The 24,892-nt window shown below is 42.1% G+C and carries 12 protein-coding genes; 10 read left to right on the top strand and 2 right to left on the bottom strand.

Going from position 1 to position 24,892, the window contains the following annotated elements:
• Positions 1–247 precede the first annotated feature (247 nt).
• A complete protein-coding gene (locus KTO63_RS17780) occupies positions 248–742 on the bottom strand; it encodes a hypothetical protein (RefSeq protein ID WP_217792860.1) in 495 nt (164 codons plus the stop codon).
• 164 nt (positions 743–906) lie between these two features.
• Here KTO63_RS17780 and KTO63_RS17775 point away from each other — a divergent pair, with 164 nt between their 5' ends.
• The 9 genes from KTO63_RS17775 to KTO63_RS17735 all read left to right on the top strand — a co-directional run bounded on the left by KTO63_RS17775 (position 907) and on the right by KTO63_RS17735 (position 22,682).
• On the top strand, positions 907–5,004 hold the full coding sequence (locus tag KTO63_RS17775) for a two-component regulator propeller domain-containing protein (RefSeq protein WP_217792858.1): 4,098 nt from the start codon (positions 907–909) through the stop codon (positions 5,002–5,004).
• Positions 5,005–5,719: 715 nt separating this feature from the next.
• The gene (locus tag KTO63_RS17770; protein ID WP_217792856.1) at positions 5,720–9,007 is read left to right on the top strand and encodes a SusC/RagA family TonB-linked outer membrane protein; all 3,288 of its coding nucleotides are present in this window, start codon (positions 5,720–5,722) and stop codon (positions 9,005–9,007) included.
• 15 nt (positions 9,008–9,022) lie between these two features.
• Positions 9,023–10,771, top strand: coding sequence for a RagB/SusD family nutrient uptake outer membrane protein (locus KTO63_RS17765; RefSeq protein ID WP_217792855.1), 1,749 nt, complete (start codon positions 9,023–9,025; stop codon positions 10,769–10,771).
• Between the two features lie 31 nt (positions 10,772–10,802).
• The gene (locus KTO63_RS17760; RefSeq protein WP_217792854.1) at positions 10,803–13,682 is read left to right on the top strand and encodes a SusC/RagA family TonB-linked outer membrane protein; all 2,880 of its coding nucleotides are present in this window, start codon (positions 10,803–10,805) and stop codon (positions 13,680–13,682) included.
• 12 nt (positions 13,683–13,694) lie between these two features.
• Complete coding sequence (locus KTO63_RS17755) at positions 13,695–15,407, top strand: RagB/SusD family nutrient uptake outer membrane protein (protein WP_217792852.1); 1,713 nt, start codon at positions 13,695–13,697, stop codon at positions 15,405–15,407.
• A 29-nt stretch (positions 15,408–15,436) separates the two neighbouring features.
• Positions 15,437–17,074: a DUF5013 domain-containing protein gene (locus tag KTO63_RS17750; protein ID WP_217792850.1), complete on the top strand. Its 1,638-nt coding sequence runs from the start codon at positions 15,437–15,439 to the stop codon at positions 17,072–17,074.
• Between the two features lie 433 nt (positions 17,075–17,507).
• Entirely contained in the window at positions 17,508–18,362 is an 855-nt protein-coding gene (locus KTO63_RS17745; RefSeq protein ID WP_217792848.1) for a glycoside hydrolase family 16 protein, read from the top strand.
• An 83-nt stretch (positions 18,363–18,445) separates the two neighbouring features.
• The gene (locus KTO63_RS17740; RefSeq protein WP_217792846.1) at positions 18,446–19,420 is read left to right on the top strand and encodes a glycoside hydrolase family 43 protein; all 975 of its coding nucleotides are present in this window, start codon (positions 18,446–18,448) and stop codon (positions 19,418–19,420) included.
• 124 nt (positions 19,421–19,544) lie between these two features.
• Positions 19,545–22,682, top strand: a complete 3,138-nt coding sequence (locus KTO63_RS17735) for a glycoside hydrolase family 2 TIM barrel-domain containing protein (RefSeq protein WP_217792844.1) — start codon at positions 19,545–19,547, stop codon at positions 22,680–22,682.
• 284 nt (positions 22,683–22,966) lie between these two features.
• On the opposite strand, the gene KTO63_RS17730 is transcribed toward KTO63_RS17735, so the two are convergent.
• Complete coding sequence (locus KTO63_RS17730; RefSeq protein ID WP_217792842.1) at positions 22,967–23,206, bottom strand: VF530 family protein; 240 nt, start codon at positions 23,204–23,206, stop codon at positions 22,967–22,969.
• A gap of 738 nt (positions 23,207–23,944) precedes the next feature.
• Between KTO63_RS17730 and KTO63_RS17725 the strand changes: the two genes are divergently transcribed.
• On the top strand, positions 23,945–24,880 hold the full coding sequence (locus KTO63_RS17725) for a 3-hydroxyacyl-CoA dehydrogenase NAD-binding domain-containing protein (RefSeq protein ID WP_217792840.1): 936 nt from the start codon (positions 23,945–23,947) through the stop codon (positions 24,878–24,880).
• Positions 24,881–24,892: the final 12 nt, after the last annotated feature.

Below are 24,892 nucleotides of genomic sequence, written 5' to 3'. Positions count from 1 at the left end.
TTTGTCTATTTAATAATAAATTATTTATATTTTTTTAGAGGAGAACGCTACAGATTTGTTTTAAGAGATTCCAAGAAAATGTGTCGACCACGAGTTAAAACTATAGTCGCTATATTTTATATAGGGGTAAGTTTGGGATTGCATTTTTATATTTCTGAATTGCGCAGGGCAATGGGTCAGCTCTGCGGAAAATATGGAGGAGGTTCACCGGGACTTTTTTCATTAAGCGGATTTTGTTAGCGTGTTCTTATATTAAAGAAGCAAGCCTTCTGGCCACTTGTTCCATTCCTTTTAAAGAAGTCGTATTTGTTATTTTATTTACTTTAATTCTTACCAGCTTGTTTCCTTTTCTAAAAATAATCAGATCGAAATGCTGCTGATCGGTATGAAGAAACGCTTCCTCTCCCAGATCGCTCAGAGGTTTTTGTCCTTGCATTTCCCTATTGTTCGCAATCATCTGCTTGTAAACGTTTTTCGCCAGGAGCGTATCTGCATATTTTTCAAACTGGTAATAAAGATTGCAAGTGGCTGAAGGCTGAATCAGTAATGTGTAGGTGCACCTATAGTAAGTAGCACTATCTTTCTTTTCCACATTGCTTTCCAAAAGCTTTGCAGATTGCCCCAATATTTTTTCTGCGTCAGTTTGAGAAAGGCAATGCAAATCAGCGATCTCTTTTGCAGATTGGCCATTGCTAAACTGATAAAAAAGGAATGCAACAATCAATATATTTAGTCTTTTCATCGGTAGTTTTTAAAGATTTACTGCTGGCATTGGACGCGAAAGGAATGGAATCTTAAAGTTAACAACTAATCCAGATTCAGGATCTATAATCCTAATAAACGTATAATTTACACTTATTCGCCCCCTTTTCATATTTTTGTTAAGAACGATTGACTAACTGATGTATGAGACACAACCGTAAGCCGTATTACTCAATCCTGTTTTTTCTATTTTTGATTCTACAGTTAAATGCTGAAGTATATCCCCCAATCTCACATTTAAAGATCGAACAAGGACTATCCAATAATTCAGTAAGATGTATTTACCAGGACAAAAACGGATTCATGTGGTTTGGTACATACGACGGTTTGAATTGTTATGACGGAACTGAATTCAAAGTGTTTCGCAACAAACTCAACGATCCTAATTCATTACCGCACAATTATATTTACACCATCAACGAAGACAACCACGGCAACGTGTGGGTGGGCACGGGGCAAGGGATCGCCATTTACAACCGATTGTTTTCAAAATTCACGCCTGATTACTATAGACCATACGATTCAAAAAGAACCGAGAAAATCACCTGCAGTGTAAACATCATCGAAAAAGACGCAAAGGAGAATATTTATATTGGTACAAATGGTTGGGGATTGTTTGTACACCACGGCAAAGAAGTTGCAAAGCAGATTCCTTACATAACAGAACAGCAGGTTAATGCAAACTATACTGTGCAAGGGATTGTTAAAGATGGCAGTCAGCGCATTTGGTTATTTATCCAAAACTATGGGCTGTGTTTGTATGATGATAGCAATGAAAAGATAATTCCTGTTAATGGAACATTGAAATCGGCGAACTGCGTGATTGTCGATGGAGAAAATAATATATGGGTTGGCACATCCAACGGATTGTACAAGTATGCAATTTCTACTAACGCTTATACAAAGCACTACGAAGAAAGAATTGGTGAACTGTCTTCGAGTAATGTTGCAAGTCTTGCATTTAACAACAATGGAAATTTGTGGATCGGTACTGACGGTGGCGGCGTAAATATTTTGAATGTAGCAACTGGTTCCTTTGATTATATTTTGCCCGCTGAAGGTCAGGATAAATTGTGTAGTGAATCTATATTCTCCATTTACAACGACGACGAATCACGCATCTGGTTGGGCACAATGAAAGGGGGCGTAAATATTTTAGACGCGAAAAAGAACAGGTTTCGCACCATTGCCCGTGATCCATTCTCAAACAATAGCCTGTCGATAAATTTCATTTATTCATTTTTTGAAGATGCCAATGGAAAGCTCTGGATAGGAACAGATGGCGGCGGAATCACAACCTGGGATCGCCAAAATAATATTTTCAAAAATTATAAACACATTACCGGGCTTGACGGATCACTGAGCAATAACAGTGTTGCCAACATTAAAAGGGATTATGCCAAACAGCTTTGGGTAGCAACATTTGGTGGAGGGCTTGATAAATATGATGAAAGAACAGGCGTTTTTAAACACTACAAATGTGTGGATGATAAAACGGGCGAAGAAAATAAATTCACTTGGCTCATCTATGAAGATAGAAACAAAGACCTGTGGGTAGGTACATTTTATAATGGGAAGCTTTACAAATTAAATAGAGAACAGGATAAGCTGGACACATTTGATGAAACGCTTTACGATATCATGTCAATGGAAGAAGATAGCCAGGGAATATTGTGGGCAGGCAATTCGCATCAGTTAATTAGAGTGGATCGTAAAAATAAGCAACATAATTATTACGAAATTGGCAAGCCCGTAAGAGCCATTCATGAAGATAAAAATGGTCGCTTGTGGTTAGGGACAGAAGGAAGTGGTTTGGTATTGTTTGACAGATCAAAAAACGCAATCGCCGCACGGTATGCTGATCCGGAGGGTCTTTGCAATAACTCTGTTTTAAATATCCTGGAAGATAAACGTGGCCGGCTATGGATGAGCACATTTAATGGGATAGCAAGGTTTGATGAATCGGCTAAGAAATTTGTGAACTTTTATCAATCCGATGGGCTCCAAAGTAACCAATTTTCTTATGGCGCTGCTTTGCAATTACAAACGGGCGAACTTGTTTTTGGTGGGATTAACGGATTCAATATTTTTAATCCTGACAGTATTGATGAACACCGTGCAATGCCTAATCTGTTGTTTACAGATATAAAGGTGAATAACAAAACGTTGTCTGACTCAGGGCGCTATAAGGTGGAAACAGATGCGAACAATATCACTTCTCTCATTGTACCATACAGCGAAGCAATATTGTCATTTGGTTTCGTCGCGTTGGAATATTCTTCTCCCCAAAAAATTAAATACGAATACTATCTCGAAGGATTAGACAACGGCTGGAACCATGCTGCAAACCTCCACAATATTAATTACAATAATCTAAGAGAAGGCAATTACATCTTGCATGTGAAGTCAACAAATGCGGAAGGAGAGTGGAGCAAAAATGAACTAACCCTTTCCATTAAAGTGTTGCCGCCGTGGTATCGCTCATGGCTTGCCTATTGCTGTTATTTGGTGATGGCTGGCTCACTGGTTGCATTTTACGTAAGATATAAGAATCGCCAGTCGAAACTGGAATACGAAGTAAAAGTATCGCATATCAATGCTGAAAAAGAAAAGGAGATCAATCAAAAACGCCTTTCATTCTTTACCAATGTTTCCCATGAATTCAGAACGCCACTGACGCTTATTATCAATCCGATTAAAGACATACTTCAAAAAACAAGTGCCGAAGAAAGTAAGTTTTCATACGAGCTAAATACGGCGCAGCAAAATGCTAAGAGACTGCTCAGCCTTGTTGATCAACTGTTATTGTTTAGAAAAGCAGAGGAGGAAGTGGACAAACTAAACGTGGCAAAGGTTAATTTTTATGACCTCTGCAAAGATGTTTACGTATGCTTTTTACAAATGGCCAAGGCAAAACAAATTGAATATCTTTTTGAATGTAATAATACGGACCTTGAACTGTACCTCGACAAAGAGAAAATGGAAATTGTGTTTTATAACCTGCTTTCCAATGCATTCAAGTTTACGCCTGAAAAAGGAAAGATCATATTCAGCGTTGCTGAAAAAAACAGCGACGTTTTTGTTACTGTAAAAGACACCGGGTGCGGTATTGATAAGGAGGCGGGAGATAAACTTTTCGAAAAGTTCTACCAGGTTAATAATAACAATACATCCGGTCAAACCGGTTTTGGCATTGGACTTTATTTGGTAAAGCATTTCGTAGAAAACCACAAGGGCAAAATATCTTATGAAAGCGAACCCGGTAAAGGAACATCTTTTTCAATTGCCCTCGATAAAAACCTGCTTGTACAAAACGGTGTAAGCCGAGCATACAGTGGCACTTCGAAAGTGTTTGAAGAATTGATTGATGCAGAATTGCCCGTGCAAAATGACGCTCAGCATTTCCGCAATGTTGCTACTGATGAAACAATCGTTACTTCCAAGCCATCGGTATTGATTGTAGAAGACGAAGCTCAAATGCGGCAGTACGTTTCCCAGCTGTTTGGCGATAAGTATACAGTATACGAAGCTGAAAATGCAGAAACCGGTCTTTCGTTAACCCAACAGTTCCTGCCGGACATTATAGTAAGTGACATTGTAATGAAAGGAATGAGCGGTATAGAGTTTTGCAAAAAAGTAAAAGAAAATCCGGCATTAAGTCATATTCCTGTTATTTTATTGACCAGCAGTTCGGCGCCGGAAACAAAATTAAAAGGTATAGAAGACGGGGCTGATGATTATATATTGAAACCCTTTGAAAAAGAATTTTTGCTCGCACGTGTAAACAGCCTGCTCAAGAACCGCAACAGCTTGCGGAAGTATTTTTATAATGAGATCACCCTGCGGCCATCTTCCTTAAAAGTATCGGAAGAGGATAAGGTGTTTATTGAAAAATGTATTGCCATCGTAGAAAGCAATTTATTAAATGATGACTTCAACACCGACAAGTTTGCTGCAGCCATGAACATGAGCCATTCGAACCTCTACAAAAAGATACGATCTGTTTCCGGACAGTCAATCGCTTCCTTTATCCGCTTTGTGCGGCTTCGCAAAGCTGCGGACTACCTGATCAACACAGAGAAGAATATCAATGAAGTAACAATTGACGTCGGGTTTAACGACGTGAAGTATTTCCGTGAACAGTTTTTTAAGCTGTTTGCCATGAACCCCTCCGAATACATCAAAAAATACCGGGTGCCATTTCACAACAATATGAGCGTGAACGGGGAGGTGAAGAAGTAATTTGAAAATGTGGTGATTTGAAAATTTGAGAATGTAGGGGCGAATTGCATTCGCCCTTGACATTGTCCGGTGCCGCATTCCGGAATTGAAAATTGAAAATGGCGAATGTTCAAATAGAAGTTGCGGGTTACCAGAGCTGACAGGGTTTAAAACCTGTCAGCTCTGGTGTAGCAGCGGTTCGTGTCTTCACGAACCGTAACGACGCAACAGGTGGTTCGTGAGGACACGAACCACGGCATCCGGTGCTGCTGCTTCGAGACTTGGCAAGGTTTAAGAAACTGTCAGATCCAGAAGCAGCTTTTCATTTATATAACGACTACTTGAAGCTACCTTAATCGGTGTTCCACCCACTTTCAACTTCCCACTTTCAACTACAATTGAACGAATGCAATTCGCCCCTACATTTTCAATTTTCAACTTTCAATTTTCAATTATATTGATTTCCAATGGGGTGTAAAAAAACTCCCCCTCCGTTTTTTTCTCAAATTACCAATCTGACCCCCTTTATTTACTTCATACTCCCCTCGTTTTGGCGTTTCTCCAAATACTTTTACGATCTAACAAAAACATCTTTTATGAAACGATTGCGGCCAATTTTCGGATTGCCCCTACTTGCCAGACTCCATGATTTTCCTCCCAAAACAATTCATTTCTACCCGAAACATCTTTTGGGCCAAATGAACACTAAACACTAAAATCTAAACAAAACTTGCTTATGAACAACAAAGACATTTGTAGATATCTATTATTTGCACTGGTCCTTCAGTTGGGTTTTTATCTTGCCGGTTATAGCCAATCTCAGATGGTAACCATTCATGGTACCATCAAAAATGCGAGTGGCGAAGTACTCGGTAATGCTTCCATCATTCCCGCGGGTGCCAAACAAAAAGGCAAAATGTCCGACGAAAAAGGGAACTACTCAATCACTGTACCGGCTAATACGGTTATAGAATTTTCCTACCTCGGTTATCTTACCAAAACGCTGAAAGCTGAAAAAGACGGTGAAGTAAATATCACCCTATCCCCCAATGCGGACCGCGCCGGTCTTAGCGATGTAGTGGTGGTAGGGTATGGTAAACAAAAACTACCCACCGTAACGGGTGCCGTTGGCGTAATTGGCGGCAAAGAATTATTGCAAACGCCCGTTGCCAACTTAAGTAATATGTTGGTGGGTCGTACATCGGGACTTAGTTCCGTGCAGGCATCCGGTGAGCCGGGCCTTAACAACACCACCATCCGCATTCGTGGTATTGCCACTACAAACGGGGCGGATCCGTTGATTGTAATTGACGGTATCCAGCAACCCGCCGAACAACCTTATGCCGTTTTCAATACCATCGATCCTAACGAGGTAGAAAGCATCAGCGTATTGAAAGATGCGTCAGCTACGGCGGTGTATGGTATCAGAGGGGCAAACGGTGTTATCATCGTTACCACAAAAAGGGGCCGCGTAAACAAACCTCAGTTCAGCTTTACGATGAACCAGGGTTTTACAAAAGCTACTTCAATTTTTCAGACTATTAATTCATATCAGTTTGCAACGCTTCGCAACGAAGCCATTTACAATGCAAAAGCTTCCGGAGACAATAGTTTCGATAATATTTTGTTTACCAACGATGAGATCTGGAAATTCCAGAACAACAGAGACTACACACCAGCAGAAGTGGATGCAATGCCGAATATAACGGCGGAGCAAAAAGAAGCTTTGAAAAATAGTCCTGCACTTTATTATACAAGTCACAATTATTATAAAGAACAATTTGGTGGCACCGGACGTCAGCAGCAATATAACTTAAACGTTTCCGGTGGTACAGAGAAAGTGAGATATTTTACTTCACTTGGTTACTTCCAACAGGGAGGTATTCTTTCAAACACCGACTATGGCGACGCCAATACCAATCCGCTTTACAAGCGATATAACTTCAGATCAAACTTTGATGTGGATGTAGCGAAAAACTTCCAGTTGAGTTTTAATATCGCCGGTTTATCTTCTGCCGCGAAAGTGCCTGGCGCCAATACCAGTTCTACCGCTTTTGCAGACAGGTATCAATCCATCATTCAAACCATTCTTGAAAGCAGTCCCTTTGTTGGTCCCGGAATCGTGGACGGGCACTTGATCACAGGCTTTATTGGTGACGCAGGTACAGCAACAAATCCACTTGGCCTGAAAGGTGGTAGCGGAAGCTCACCGCTTGCTCAGTTGCTTACAGCAGGTACACGTACTATGTACACTACGACATTGACAAGCAATGTAACATTGAAACACTCCATGAACTATCTCACCAAAGGTTTGGAAGCGCATGTACAAGTAGCGTATGATGATAGTTATTCAAAAGGATACAATCAAATAAATAGCGTACCTCAATATTCTGCTATGCGCAATCCTTCGAACCCTGCGGAAATCGTGTATGTAGGAGGCGTTGTAAATCCTACAACAACCGCGGACAACCAGGGAAACAGCGCATGGAGAAAATTATATCTCGAAGCAGCTGTTAACTACAACAGAAGATTTGGTGACCACACGGTATCCGGTCTTGTGTTGGGTAATGCACAACGTTATACCGCAAACGGAATGTCGTACAATGTGCCTTCCGGTTTGATGGGTTTTGTTTCACGCCTTACTTACAACTATAAAGAGCGGTACATGGTAGAAGGCAACCTCGGTATCAATGGTACGGAGAACTTCGCGCCGGGCAAACGCTTTGGTGTGTTCCCTGCGGTATCTGCGGGCTGGATCGTAACGAATGAAAATTTCATTCCGAAAAATCCATGGCTCACGTTTTTAAAAATCCGCGGTTCTTATGGTGAAGTAGGTAACGATCAGATTGGTGGCAGACGCTTTTTCTATTTACCTAATACATGGGCATACAGCAGCGGTGCCACTTCCGGCTACAACTTTGGAAACAGCAATGGTTCTACCAGCAATCCAAAAACAAATGCCTACCAGGAAGGTGCATTGGGTAACCCTAATGTGACCTGGGAAAGAGCACAAAAATCAAACATCGCAGCGGACATGAAATTTATTTCAGACAAGCTGAGCCTCTCGGTTAGTTTGTTCTCTGAAAAAAGAAATAACATTCTCGTTACATCTGGCGTAATCCCTGGTACATGGGGTGTTCCTTCAGGCAATATCCCTCCTGTGAACGTAGGAAGAGTAAGCAATAAAGGATATGAAATTGAAGCAGGATGGAACGATAAAATTGGCAATGTTTCATACTTCGTAAGAGGCAACTTCTCTTATGCACGCAATAAAATTGAATACCAGGCAGAAGCTCCTTATCCATACCCATGGATGAATGCGACTGGTTATTCTATTGGTCAATACAAAGGTTTGTTGACAGATGGTTTTTACAATACTCCGGAAGAGTTAAACAACAGACCATATAATAACTATGGTAACAAAGCGAAACTGGGCGACCTGAGGTTTAGAGACATTACAGGTGATGGTATCATTAACCAGAATGATAACGTGCCTATTGGTTATTCCAACTTACCACGTATCGCGTACAACTTCACACTTGGTTTTTCGTACAAAGGATTTGATGTAAATGCATTGTTCATCGGAACGGCACAAGGTTCGTTCCCTCAATCAGGTTACATCTTAAGTACACCGTTTGCGAAGAATGTAGGAGAGGTGTTACAATACATGTATGATGGCCGCTGGACAGCAGAGAAATATGCAAAAGGCGAAGCGATCTACTATCCTGAAATCTCCATGAGCGGCAGCGGACCTAATAACACGATGAGTGATTTCTGGGTGAAACCAAATGATTTCATCAGGCTTAAAAACCTTGAGGTAGGATATTCTCTGCCTGTAAAACTGGTTAGCAGAGCGGGTATCAAAGGAATGCGCATATACGCTAACGGTAACAACCTTATAACGTGGGGTTCAAAATTGATCGACGGTATAGATCCTGAGCAGGCTGACGTGGGCAAGAACAGCATGGGTTATTTATATCCGCTTACAAGAACATTCAACGTAGGCGCCAACATCCAATTTTAACCATCAAAACTATTTATGATGAAAAGATTTATGAAAATGCTGAGCACGGGCATGATTGCGATGGTTCTTTTTGCATCATGTGAAAAGAAGTTTCTTGAAATGCCCATTTCCAATACAACCACGGTAGATACTGTGTTTTCTACAACTACCAATGCGGAGCAGGCCATTGCCGATGTATACCAGAAAACACTTTGCCAGGGGCTTCCTTACAAAATGGATTATGATAACTGGAACGCAATGATCCAGTCCAATTTATCCGGCGAATTAACTTATGGGTTCTCATGGACATTGGCGCAAACAATGTTGATCAACGGATACAACGCAAACGGTACGAGCGAAGACATGGATGGGTTCAACAATAATTATTCTGCTATTCGCCGCGCATGGCTGGTATATGAGAATATTGACAAGGTGAAGGACAAGGCAATGACCGAGGAATACAGAGCGACAATAAAAGCAGAAATGAAAGCGCTTATTGCTTATCGTTATGAGCAAATGCTGATAGCGTATGGCGGCGTTCCAATGGTGGCAAAAAGTATGTCAAGCTCTGAAGATCTTAACGTAAAAAGAAGTTCTGTGAAACTTGTACTTGATTCCATCACTACATGGTGCGATCAGGCTGCACAAGTGCTTCCTTCTGTATGGGAAGATAAATGGACAGGTAGAATGACAAAAGCAGCGGCGTTGTCTGTTAAAGCAAAAGCATTGATGTACGCTGCCCGTCCGCTCTTCAATACTGATAAGCCATACATGGATTTTGGAAGCAACAGAGAGCTTATTTGCCTTGGCAATGTTGATGCTAACAGATGGGCAACCGCTGCCACTGCAGCAGAAGCTGTGATCACTGAGGCGCAAAACAATGCCAATCTTGGTATTATAAACTCCGCTGGAGATGGCGTGATGAACACAGCCGCGCAAGCACTGATAGATTATGGTACAGCAACTTCTACTCCGGCAAATAAAGAAGTGATACTTGCTTTCAAAGCTGCAGTGAATACCACCGGATTCAATGTATTCATGAATCCACGTACTAACTGGCAAGCTTATGGAAACGTACTGACCACTAATTTTTTGGAGAACTACTCTAAACAGGATGGTACCGACCAGGTATGGCCCAAAGCAGGAACCGTAGCTGTTTTCTCCGATTATACAACGAGGATGAATGACATGGAAGCAAGGTTCAAAGCTTCTTTCCAGGGAACAGGAATCGACTCATGGAACAATCCGGGAGATGCTAACTGGGCATGGTCAAAAATATTTCAAGGTGGTTATTCCGGTTGCGCACAATCTGTAAAATTCTGGTACAAAGCAGGAACCCGCACATGGTTTGATTTCCCAATATTCAGATTGGCTGCATTTTATCTCAGTGCTGCTGAAGCATACAATGAAATGAATCAGCAGACCCAGGCACTTGCAAGATTGAACGTTGTTCGCTTACGCGCAGGATTGCCAGCCGTTACAGAAACCAACCAGGCAGCACTTCGCAAAATTATTCAACGCGAATGGGCCGTTGAGTTTTGTGGTGAGAACTATCGCCTGCATGATGTGAAACACTGGAAACTCGACAACATTGGTAATGGTATCCTTGGTGGCTCGATAAGAGCGTTCCTGTACAATGATGGTAGCGCAGCGCTGGCGACCGCTAACAAAAACTACGAAGACAGACAAAGATATATTGCCTTCTGGTCGGCTAAGCAATTCCTTAATCCAATTCCGCAAAGCGAAGTGAACAAAGGAATCATCATTCAAAATCCTGGATACTAAGGCTTGTGAACCTCAAAATTTTAAAACTGAGATGAAAAATATTATTCAATATACAATAGGGTTAATGGCTGCTGCAGGCGTTATTGCTGCAAATACCGCCATCGCCCAGTCAAAACAAACCAAAGCTGTAGCCGCAGACACAACTGTGCAGCAACTTGAAGAAGGTGTGCTGCTGAAGGTGAGGAAAAGAGAATCGCTAACTGCAAATCCTTCTGTACCGGGAACTGTTTTGTATAAAACACCTGTGGCAAATTTATCAAACACCTTGTATGGTACTTTACAGGGATTGTCTGTATTACAACGCTCCGGCGAGCCCGGCTATGACGATGCGCAGCTCAATGTAAGAGGTGTCGGCACCTACGACAATACTGACCTGCCAATTTATGTGGATGGGTTTCAAACACCGAGATCATATTTTTCCTATCTATCACCAGCAGAAATAGAAAGCATCACACTCTTGAAAGATGCTGTGTCTCTCGCGGCGCTTGGAATGAAAGGGGCGAACGGTGCACTGTGGGTAGTAACAAAAAGGGGGCAGTCAGGCAAATCAAAAATAACGGCACAGGTTGTAAACGGATGGCAGAAACCTACGATGATTGATAAGCCTTATGGTTCCTATGATTATGCAAGATTGTACAACGTTGCGCAAAGCAATGACAACTATGCATTGAATGGAAACCAATATGTGTGGGCACCGAAATATTCTGATGCGGCACTGCAATCCTATAAAGATGGCACCGGCACAAATGTTGACTGGTACAATGAAGTACTAAAAAAGAACGGTGGCTACACGGATGCCAACGTAAACTTTTCCGGTGGCAACCAAACATCGAAATACGGATTGATATTCGACTACATGAACCAGCGTGGGATGTATAATGTATTGCCCGGCTACACCAGTTCAAGTGCACAAATACAACGCTATAATATCCGCTCCAATCTCGACTTTAATTTCTTCAAAATATTTGAAGCAAAAGTTGATATCGGCGGTAGAATAGAAGACAGGAAATATCCAAACTATAATGGGCCTACACTTTGGAGCAATATGGCAACATATCCTTCCAATATTTACCCGGTTAGAGATTCTGCGTCTGGGTTTTGGTCCGGTACCACCACCTATCCCAATAACCCTGTTGCTTCCATTAACGCGCTGGGTTGGGCGGCAACACACGACAGAACTTTGCAGGCAAATTTTAACCTGAAAGAGAAGCTGGATTTTGTAACACAAGGTTTGTATTTAAACGAAGCTGTTTCTTTTAACACTTGGTCAAGAAACAGCAGCAGCAAAACTGCTACTTATGCAAGGTTCAACAACGGTGTAAATACAACCACAGATAAAACAACCAACCTTGTTGCCAACGATGTGTCTGCACCAACGAGCCAGTACGATTGGAAACAATTTCAACTGACCGCCGGGTATGACAGAACATTCGGTTTGCATAGTGTTTCCGCAGCAGCAGGATATTACGTGAGCAATTACCAAACAGACTGGAACAACAACTTCAGTGGTCTTAACAGGGTTAACAACATCTTCTATCACTACGAAAATATTTCCGGAAGGGTACATTATGCTTACAATGATAAATACCTTGCTGAAGTAGCATTCGGATATAGTGGTTCAGATAACTATGCACCAAACAATCGTTGGGGTTTCTATCCTGCCATTAGCTTAGGCTGGGTTGCAAGCAATGAATCATTCCTGAAAAATAATCCGCTGCTTACTTATTTAAAAGTAAGAGCTACTGCAGGGAAATCAGGCTCTGATCAAAGCAACCAGGGACGTTACCTCTACCAACAATATTATGGCGGTAACGGAACATATTACACCGGCGGTAGTAGTCTTACCGGCAATACAGGTGTTGCTCCTTCTTATACTGCCAACCCAAATATTTTTGCTGAACAAAGCATGAAGTATGATGCGGGTGTAGATTTCACATTGTTCAAAAAATTGTCTGTTACTGCAGATGTTTTCATGGATAAAAGAAGCGGCATAGTTACTTATGATAATTCACTCATGGCTACTTACGGCGCTACAGCTCCTTACAGGAATGTTGGAAAAGTAACCAACAAAGGCTATGAGATCAGCGCTCAATACAATGACAACGTTGGTGGTTTCAATTACTCACTTGGCGGCGCATTGATGTATGCAAAAAATAAGGTAGACTACATGGCCGAAATTCCTACGCTTAATGATTTCAGCAAACAAACAGGTCTATCCATCGGATCGCCGATAGGTCTTGTTGCGCAAGGCTTGTACGACATCACTGATTTCAACGCAGATGGTACATTGAAAAGCGGTTTGCCAACGCCTTCATTCGGAAGTGTGCAACCCGGCGATATCAAGTATAAAGATCTTGACGGCAATGGAAGAGTAGATCAATTTGATGTTACCAAAATAGGCAATCCATCTGCGCCATCACTTTACTATTCGTTTAATGCACAAGCGGCGTACAAAGGCTTTGATTTGTCTGTATTGTTCCAGGGTGCATCCGGCAACCAGGTAAACCTTATCAGTGCAGCATACAATCAAACAGTTGCTTTTGTAAACAACACCAATGTGTATCCTATCGCAGGAAATGCATGGGCCTATTACCCATCGCAAGGCATTGATACAAGAGCTACCGCAGACTATCCAAGGCTCACCACAAAAACCAATAACAACAACTACCAGAATTCTACCTTCTGGATGCGTAACGGTGCTTTCTTAAGAGTACGCAATGTTGAGTTGGGTTATACGTTGCCTGCATCCGTGTTAAGAAAAATGCGCCTCGACAAATTGAGGATATATGCAAGCGCAGTAAATCCGCTTACATGGGCCTACCTGAGCAAGCATTACAACATGGATCCGGAAACGATCACAGGCTATCCGGGATTGAAGTCATTTAACGCCGGAATTTCTTTGACCTTTTAAACTGTAGCAGTTATGAAATTATCACGAATAAATACATTGGCTCTTTGCCTGGCAGCTTCATCACTGCTGGGATGTAGCAAAAGTTTTCTCGATACTAAAATAGATTCTTCGCAAACGATAGAAACGCTGAACAGCAATTACAGCACATTGATATCATTTGCAAATGCACCATACAACTACCTGCGCAACGAGTTTACCATGGTAGACAATAACTTGTTTGCACCGGTTAGCGACGAAGCGGCACAAACTGCCACCGGAAGTTCCAGCGTTGTACTGTTTAACAACGGTAGCTACAACTCCGCATCTAATCCGGATAATTATTACTCGAGTTATTACACAGGCATCAGGGCTGCCAACTATTTTCTGGAGCAATCAGTTGATTATAAAAGATTGCTGTCCGTGAACAGGGATACTATTTCAGCGGCAGCGAAGATCAATTATAACAACGATGTAGTCAACATGGGTTGGTACCGCGGAGAGGCACACATCATGCGAGCATGGTATTATTTTGAATTGTCAAAACGCTATGGCGGAGTGCCATTGGTAACAAAAGCATTGACGATTAATGATGACTTGAATATTCCCAAAGCTCCTTACGATAGCATTATCAATTTCATCGTGAACGAAGTAGATACATACAAAGACAGCCTGCAGGTAAACTGGAAAACATCTGCCTTTACCAACAACGAAGGCAGGTTCAGCAAAGGAGCGGCGCTTGCGTTGAAAGCCCGTGCGTTATTGTATGCAGCAAGTCCTTTGCACAACAACGGCAACGATGTAACCAAATGGCAAAAGGCGGCGGCAGCGGCCAACGATCTGATCGTATTTGCAACAGCAGCAGGTGGCGGTGGCTATGCGTTGGATGCCAACTACGGCAACTATTTCATTGGCTCTGCAATGCTCACTGCAGCAAACGGTAGCAATGAAACTATCTGGGCAATACGTTACACAGCAAGCAATACGCTTGAAACAAACAATTACCCGATCGCTACACCGGGCGGCAAGAGCGGCGTTACTCCATCAGATAATCTTGTAGCAGATTATGAATACAAAGGCACACCGGATCCAACCGATCCATACAAGAACAGGGACCCAAGATTGGCGGCTTCTATTGTTACAAACAACAGTTCATGGACAGGCAGAACAATTGATGAATCGCCAACCGGTGCAGACAATATGAGCCAGGTAAATGCGAGCAGAACAGGTTATTACTTAAAGAAATTTTTGACCAATAGCCTGAACCTTACGCAAGGTGGAACAGCTGTGCACAACTGGCCAGTGTTCAGATACGGCGAAATGTTGCTGCTGTATGCCGAGGCAATGAATGAGGCGTACGGTCCGGATAACAACAACGGCTATGCTCGCACAGCACGAGAAGCATTGAATTTGGTTAGAAACAGAACCGGCGTGGCAATGCCAGCTGTAACCGTTGCAATAGCGGCTGATCAAATAAGTTTCAGAGATGCGGTAAAACACGAAAGACGCATTGAACTCGCTTTTGAGAATTATCGCTACTGGGATCTGTTAAGATGGAAAGATGCAGAGAAGGTGCTTAATCAACCAATCAAAGGAGTAACCGTTAGCAAGAACGGCGCTGCGTTTGTGTATGGTACCGCAACTGTAGAGAACAGAGTGTTCGATGCATCTAAAATGTATTACTATCCATTTCCTCAGAGTGAGATTGCAAAATCTAAAGGCACACTGATTCAAAATCCGGGCTGGTAATCTATTTGCTAAAACTAAAAAGAACAACAATGAAATTGATCAATAAAATAATTCCCGCTGTTGCAGCTTTGCTTCTGGGCTGTGTTGGCTTTAATGCTTGCCAGAAAGCAGATTCAGCAAAGCAATACGGTGCGTCCATGTTATACATGCCACAGGCCGTGGCACAATCCGGTTCTGCAAGCATTAACTATCCTGTGCCTGCCGGAACCGATTCTTCCTCATTCAACTATGTGCTTGATCCGGCGAATGGTAAAATACAAGTGCGACTTGGTGCGGCGCTGTCAGGCTATTCAAGCCTCGGCTATTCTGTAGATGTGCAGGTTGCCAATGATACAATTGCCAAGCTGTATGCCGCGGGAACACTCGATCCTGCAACGTATGTCATCATGCCAGAATCAATGTATGCATTGCCTTCAAAGCTTACAGTGGAGCAAGGTAAAATGTTCGGCGCATTTTATTTAACAGTAGATGCCGCGCAACTTAAATCAGGTGCGTACACGGGCAAGACACTTATACTGGGAGTTAAAATAGCCAATCCTACTAACTACAATGTAAATGCTGCCGAGAATACAACACTGGTAATGTTGAATGTAAACGATATGTTGAATGCTTTCCAGCGCATTTACATGCCGCAGGCATCTGCAAAGTATATTGTTCCTACGGGCGGTGATCCTACCACTTACAACTACACCGTAGATGTAGCGAATAATAAAGTGAATGTGAAATTAAGTGCAGCAACAGGAACAGTTGTGAATGGCACGCTTAAGAACAAGGTAAATGCAAGTGCCTACACAGTTGACATTGCTGTTAACAACGACACGATACAAAAGATGCTGACAGCAGGAACATTAAATCCTGCAACAGATATCCTGATGCCTGCTTCATTGTACACGTTGCCTTCCCAATTAAGTGTACCTGCCGGACAGATCGACGGCGCTGGTTTTAGTTTGTCACTAGATATTGCACAACTTAAGTCTGTAGCTTATAGAGACAAGAACCTGGTACTGGCGGTAAAAATTGCAAACCCTTCAGCATATGATTTGAATCCTGCATTGAGCACAACAATCATCTCTGTAAACATCAATGAGTTGGTAATGGGACCCGCGAATGATGTGTCTGCTTTATACATTACCAACAACGTTTCTCCATTTAAAAACTCCGGCTTAAAACCAGGGCAAACAAGATGGGGCAATTTAACCGGATGGACCGCAAACGCAGCACTCATGAGCCATGCAGGTTTCGGAGGTTATGGTAGTGATGGCGATGGCCAGTTGATTGACCTTGAAGCAGGTTGGGGTGAGCCGGCGATTCCTAACGGAAAATTATATCAAACAGTTACGCTGCCTGCAGGCACTTACTCAGTAGATGTTACGTGGATATGGGCCAGCATTTTGTGGGCACCTGATGCCGGAAATGGTAGTGCATATGTGGTAGTGGCACCAGGCGCCGATCTTCCTGATTACAATAACGTTGAAGGCAACAGCAGTATTTACTATTACAAGTTTGACAAATCAATAGCAAAAGGAACTGTGAAGAAAGTTGTCTTTACCCTAACTCAACCAACACAGGTTTCTTTGGGATTCGTTGTAAACTACCCCGGCACTGCATCGGGTCAAGGGTTTAAAGTTTCATCATTTAAACTGAACAACTATCCAAAAAGCTTGTAAAGCCAGTAGCAAATTAGTCAGAGAATGAGCTACTACTAAGGCACTCCGGGCAATTGGGTTTACAAGAGATATCTTTTGCAAGCGGATATCTTTTCAATGAATGAATTTGTTTCGGAGGCCTTAGTGGCTTTATAAAAATTACAGTGTATAAGTGAATATTGTTTGGTTAAGAAATTTAAGTCTCGCAACGATTAATGTCCTACGGACAATATTGCACTTGTTGTTACATTTTCTACGGATATTGATGCCCTCCGGGCAATAATCCATTCCGCGTAGCGGAACAATATCAATAGAACCCAGCAGAAAAAACTTATTGCCCGTAGGGCATTAACATGTAATGATGTTTCTTTTGAGCGAACGACATCGGCTAGACAATTACAAAAACGAATTTGTCTACAGTCTGACGAAAAAATATTCTCTTTTGAAGAAAATTATGAAAAAGATATTCCTTATCGCAACAGCGATTTTTCCAATCATGTTAAGCGCACACGCGCAGATCACAAAAGCTGCTCGTAACACTTACAAAAAAGAAGGGTACAAATTGGTTTGGGCAGATGAGTTCAATAAGAACGGTCGCCCCGACAGTACCAGCTGGGGCTATGAACATGGCTTTGTGCGCAATGAAGAAGATCAATGGTATCAACCCGATAACGCGTGGTGCGAAAATGGCAACCTTATTATAGAAGCAAGAAGAGAAAAGAAACCAAACCCCGATTACGACGAAACAAGTCGCAGTTGGAAAAAGAACCGAAAAGAAATTAATTACACATCCTCTTGCCTCATCACCAACAAAAAGAAAACCTGGACCTACGGCCGCTTTGAAATGCGTGGACGCATCGACATTAGCAAAGGCATGTGGCCCGCATGGTGGACACTGGGTGTTGAAAGATCGTGGCCGGCAAACGGAGAAATTGACATCATGGAATATTACAGAGGCATGTTATTGGCAAACCTCGTAACGCTTGGCCGCGGTGGCAAACAGGAATGGCACAGCAAACGATATTCGACCGATTCACTGGGTGGCGAAAAATGGTCCGCGGCATTTCATACATGGCGAATGGATTGGTCAAAAGATTCCATCGTGTTATCTGTAGATGGCCAGGTGGTCAACAGGATCATTACCGATTCAGTAATAGACAAAGACGGAAGCAATTTCAACCCTTTCAAACAACCACATTACATGTTGCTCAATCTCGCTATTGGCGGGCAGAACGGTGGTAATCCCGACAATACATCTTTCCCAAAACGCTTTGAAATTGACTATGTAAGAGTCTATCAAAAACAATAATAAAATCTACTGATATCTGCGCGGAGACGGAGATGTAGAAAAAATATAGAAACGATCATTTGAAGAATCGAACAAAACGCACAATGATGAAGCTACGTGTTATTTCAATTTTACTGATAGTTTTTACTAGTTATACAGTACCTGCACAGAACAAGTTTCTGCCGGGAGAAGTATGGAAAGATACAAATGGAGAAGTGATAAATGCCCACGGAGGAACAGTGATCTATGCTGCAAACAAATACTATTTATTTGGCGAAACAAGAGGACGACATGGCACCAGGGGTGTAAGTGTATATTCTTCAAATGATCTTTATCAATGGAAGCCGGAGGGACTTGCCCTTGAAACATCCGCCGACACAACCAGCGACATTACCAGGGGTTGTGTAATGGAAAGGCCAAAAGTTGTTTACAACAAAAAGACAAAGAAATACATACTTTGGTTTCACCTCGAACTGAAAGGAAAAGGATACGCTGCAGCAAGAGCTGCTGTTGCGATGAGTGATAAACCTGCCGGACCCTATACCTACATCGGCAGTTTTAGGCCCAACGGAAATATGTCGAGAGACATGACCATTTTCAAAGACAAGGATGACAAAGCATATTTGATCTATTCTTCCAATGAGAACTATGATCTGCGCGTGGCGCAATTGACAGATGATTATCTGTCAGTAACGACGCAAGATAAAATGCTCTTCAGTAATCATCGTGAAGCGCCGGCAGTTTTCAGAAAAAACAATACCTACTATTTAATAACAAGCGGCTGTACCGGCTGGGCCCCTAATAAAGCAACACTTCATACTGCTTCATCTATATGGGGACCATGGGAGCTCGCTGCAAATAATCCTATGCAGGGAGAAAATGCGGACCTGACTTTTGGTGGACAATCAACATACATTCTACCTGTAGAAAATTCAAAAGACAAATTCATTTTTCTGGCAGATATCTGGAAACCTGCAGATCTCGCAGACAGCCGCTATATATGGCTTCCCATTCAGTTTAAAGATAACGTGCCATACATACAATGGATGAATGAATGGGATTTGAATTTTTTCAAGTGAGAATAGTTTTGAGTAGCGAATTATGAATTATGAATGCCATTCATCATTCACAACTCATCATTCATAACTCAACGCACAACCTACAATAAAACAACAACTGAATAATAATTTAATAACGCCCGACATGAAAGACAGAACGAGATTCCTTAGAATGAATATGCTGGCAGCATGTTTATCGCTTTCTGCCATTGCATTTGCGCAGCAGGAAAAAAACGATTGGGAAAATCCACAATTGTATGAACGAAACAAAGAACAACCACATGCAACATTTATGTTGTTTGATAATGAAAAAGATGTGATAGCAGATGATTACAGCAAATCGGCTTCTTATCAATCGTTGAATGGTACGTGGAAATTTACTTATGTGGACAAGTATGCAGACAGGATCAAAGATTTTTACAAAACAGACCTGAACACTGCTTCATGGAGTGATATCAAAGTGCCTTCAAATTGGGAACTGCAAGGCTTTGGCGTTCCTATCTATACAAACATTACTTATCCTTTCCCCAAGAGACCTCCTTATGGCGGCGACAACAATCCCGTTGGTACTTTTAGAAAAGAATTTGAAGTGCCTGCTAATTGGGATGGAAAGGAAATATTGTTACACTTTGGATCAATCACCGGTTGTGCATTTGTATATGTGAATGGGCAGCAAGTGGGCATGAGCAAAGCGGCCAAAACACCGGCGGAGTTTAACATCACACGTTTTCTGAAACCAGGTAAAAATTTATTGGCCGTACAAATATTTCGCTGGCACGATGGTAGCTATCTCGAGGACCAGGATTTCTGGCGATTGACCGGTATTGAAAGAGATGTGTTTGTGTACGCTTTGCCAAAAACAACCTTGTGGGATTTTTACCTTAAAAGCGATCTCGATGCAAAATATGTGAACGGCGTGTTTGATGCAGATGTTACACTGCGTCAATTTACAAACAGCACAGTAAAGAATGGTAGTGTGTCAATTGATATCATTGACAATGCAGGCAAGAAAATATTTTCGCAGGAAAAGAAATTTGTTCCAACAGGTGATAGTCTGCAAACAATAGCATTCAGCGGAACAATAAAAAATCCAAAGAAGTGGACCGCTGAATCGCCTGACTTGTATGATTGCATCATTACCTTGAAAAACGATAAAGATGCAGCTGTTTCATATGTGGGCGCGAAAACAGGATTTAGAAAAATCGAAATTAAAAACTCGCGCCTGCTTGTAAATGGCGTGGCTACTTATGTTCACGGTGTTAACCGCCACGAACACGATGATGTGAACGGACACGTGCCGTCAAAAGAGTTGATGTTAAAAGACATTCAGTTGATGAAGCAATACAACATCAATGCAGTTCGTTGCTCACACTATCCAAACGATCCTTACTGGTATAAACTATGCGACAAGTACGGCATCTATTTAGTGGATGAAGCAAACATAGAAAGTCATGCAATGGGAGCTGAGTTCCAGGCATGGTTCGACAAATCCAAACATCCTGCGTATTTACCTGAATGGGCTCCGGCACACATGGACAGAGAAAAAAGAATGGTAGAAAGAGATAAGAACCATCCGAGTATCATCATTTGGTCATTGGGTAATGAGTGTGGCAATGGTCCCGTATTTCATGATGCGTATACATGGATAAAAGGACGTGATAAATCGAGACCAGTACAGTTTGAGCAAGCGGGCGAAGACTGGAACACAGACATAGTGTGCCCAATGTATCCGAGCATTCGCAACATGAAAAATTACGCATCGAACCCTGATAAAAGGAGACCTTACATCATGTGTGAATACGCACACGCGATGGGCAATAGCAACGGTAACTTCAAGGAGTACTGGGACATTATAATGAATGCAAATAACATGCAGGGAGGCTTTATCTGGGACTGGGTTGATCAGGGCATTAAAACGAAAGACGCAACCGGCAGAACTTTCTGGGCTTATGGTGGCGACCTTGGCGGCTTTGAAATGCAGAATGATGAAAACGGTTGTGCAGATGGAATCGTGTCTTCTGACAGAACCCCTGATCCCGGGATCTATGACATCAAAAAGTTTTACCAGAATGTGTACTTCAACAATAAGGATATCTCGAAAGGGATTATCACCGTGTACAACTTGTTTGATTTTACCAATCTTAATCAGTACGATTTCAAATGGGAACTGTATCGCAACGGTGAGAAAATTAATGAGTCTGCTTTCAAACTCGATCTGCAGCCACATCAGCAAAAAGATGTTCAACTTTCATTGCCTGTGTTGCAGTCTGCACCTGGCATAGAATACTATATAAACATATTTGCTTACACAAAAAAGGCTACTGAAATATTGAGTGCCGGTCATGAAATAGCAAGAGAGCAGCTTCAGTTAAGCAATGAATACTTTGCGAAGAACAACACTGTTGAAGGCAAATTGCAAATCACCAAAGGCGATAACAAGATCAGTTTTGTATCGGGAAATGTAAGCGGTGAATTTGACACAAAGCAAGGCACCTTCAGAAACTATAAACGCGCAGATGGTATGCAGTTGTGGGGATTGCCTGAGCCGTACTTCTGGAGAGCGCCAACAGACAATGACTTCGGAAACAGAATGCCTGAAAGACTGGGTGTGTGGCGCACTGCGCAGGAAGGCAGAACAATTAAATCTGTAGAAGTAGGTGATCAACAATCAAACGGTCTTTCGATAAAAGTTAGCTACGAGCTTACATCAATCGCCGTTCCGTATGTTGTGGAATATTTTGTACAAAACGATGGCAGCATTAAAGTAACCGCGTCTATGGACATGACGGGAAGAGAATTGCCGGAATTACCAAGATTCGGCATGCGCACGCAGCTTGGTCACGAATATGAGAACCTCGATTTTTATGGTCGTGGACCGTGGGAAAATTATAGCGATCGCAAACTATCTGCATTTGTTGGATTATACAAGGACAAAGTAGATAACCAATATTATGCAGGGTACATCAGGCCGCAGGAGAGCGGTTATAAAACTGATGTTCGCTGGTTTACTTTAACAAATAACCAGGGTAAAGGATTAATGGTAGAAGGAATGCAGCCTATTTGTTTCAGCGCCATCAATCATTCCACAGAGAGCCTTGATCCGGGCATGACGAAGAAGCAACAACACCCTACCGATCTTGAACCACAGAAGAGGGTGTTTGTCAACATCGATCTTGCTCAGCGTGGCCTCGGCGGGGATGACAGCTGGGGTGCACTTCCACACGCTGAATACAGGCTACTCGATAAAAAGTATTCTTACAGTTATGTTATGCGGCTGTTATAATCGAATCTTAAAAGGCACTGATGTAATCGGTGCCTTTTTTTATACTCATCAAATTATTTTCCGAATAATCGGAATTTCTACACCAAGTTTGTTTCCTCAAAGTATTTTTTGCAAAATTAAAATCGAAGTCGTTTATTGCTTTCCGTTGCAGGCTCTGACGAATTGAAAAGTGATCATAGATTTCAAAATTGATTGCTGATTCCCTTTGTTCAGGCGGTGGACCCGAATCCGTGGCCCAAAATATTGCGAGGATGAGCAATAGTAGGCAGGCGGTATGTGCACGGTTACTTCAATTTGTTATGTCGCAAAGCGTACTTATAAAAATTCTCTACTTTGGTACGAGCCCAAGGCGTTTTTCGTAGAAACTTCAGACTCGATTGTACAGAGGGATTACTGGTAAAACAATTGATGGCAACATGTTTCCCCAGCTCTTCCCATCCGTAGCTTGCCTCTAAATGTTTTACAATCATTTCCAGCGTTAGGCCATGTAGCGGATCTTTTGATTTTTGCATTCCTCCGTCCATACGGGTAATTTATGATGTAAAGATAAAACATTGAAAAGGATTAGTGTCATGCAAAGATGATAACCGAAATGAAGCCGTCTCAATTAATTTTGAGACGAGCTCTTAATATTTATTTATGCACTGGCAATTACATTAAGGTTAATATCTGCAAATTCTTTAGTATACGTTTCTGTAACTCCAGGCAAGGTTAGAATGTCAGTGGGCGCATTTGCCTTCGATAACCCATGTTGTACAATAAATATTTCATACTCTACGGGAATCTCATTCTTAACAACATTGAGTAATTTAATCAAATGAGCTTCAGTGCCTTTTTCCAAATGGCTGCAAGAGTGCGAGCCTCTTTTTTTGTTTGCCTTCTTAGCAGATGTTAATAAATTCCTCAGTCCTCTTCGAGATGTTCCGCAGGACATCTCGAACGATAGATTAAATGGATATTAATCCTGTAAAATGATCGGTCGATTGAGGAGTTGTAAATTCCCATGTTATCTTTTAATCGACAGGTCCGGCGGAACATGTCGAATAGCATGGGCAATCTAAATTTAGACAAGATGCTGAGCGTAGAACACCGGGTAATTGCCGTTGAACAATCTTGAGCCTCTTTGAAAAATAGTATCATAAATCCATATAAAAGTTAGAGAGAAAAATAGTTGTTGAAATTAGTTTTGGTTCCAACAAGTTGCCTGGTTCGATGCGGGTTATTAGCAGCGGTGCAGCTTGTTTAAAACTATGATAACTTATATGGATAAATACTATGAGCGCTTGCCAGTGTTGATTTGGGGAAAAGGAAAATTATCGCACAGTATAGCTGTTTGTATGTTGCAGGCGGGATGTTGGGTGACTATGATAACAGAAGACGAACAGGCCGCGGATTGTATACAGCAACATTGCAACGACGCATATAAGGCAACGGGCCAGAGGATCGCAACAGACAGGTTGATGATAAAGGCAAAACCTTGTGACGACAAAAAATATGGTGTAGCAATCATTATTACCGGTGAAGATGTATCTGAAAAAAAGACAGCCATCTGTGCCCTAGAAAGAATGGTTGGTGAAGAAGCCATCATCGCCATAAACATGGAAAGCATTGCCTTGCAAGAGTTGCAGAAAGACTGCAGCCAACCCGAACGGCTGATGGGGTTGAACTGGACAGAACCCGCACACACGACGCGTTTCCTTGAGATTATTACCAACGACCTTACCAATAAAGTGTTGACCGCTAACTTGCTCAACATTGCAAAAAAACATTGGAACAAGGACCCTTATCTGATTTGGGGTGAGGTGAGCGTGCGCGCCAAAATGTTATATGCGATGGCCCGCGAGGCTTTTTATCTTGTTCACAATGGCTACGCATCCATAGAAGATGTGGATCGTGCATGCAGAAATGATGCAGGTTATTATCTGCCGTTTGCAGGCAATTTCAGGTATATGGACCTCATGGGCACGTATGCGTATGGACTGGTGATGAAAGATCTTAATCGTGAATTGTCGCGATCATCAAAAGCACCTGCATTTTTTCAGGAGATAATGGGCCAGGGAGGCTTGGGAATGGAGAACGGTTTCGGCTTCTATGAATATGATAAGAATGTAGTGGAGAAGTGGAAAGAAATTGCAGGGAAGTTTAGTCACGAGGTGCAACACATCATTCGAAAATATCCGTTTGGAGAAAATGGCTAAATCAGTATTGTT

The organism is Pinibacter aurantiacus (genome assembly GCF_019130065.1).
Lineage (GTDB): Bacteria > Bacteroidota > Bacteroidia > Chitinophagales > Chitinophagaceae > Pinibacter > Pinibacter aurantiacus.
Note: the sequence above shows the minus strand (reverse complement) of the source record. Positions and strands in the feature narration are given on the sequence as shown.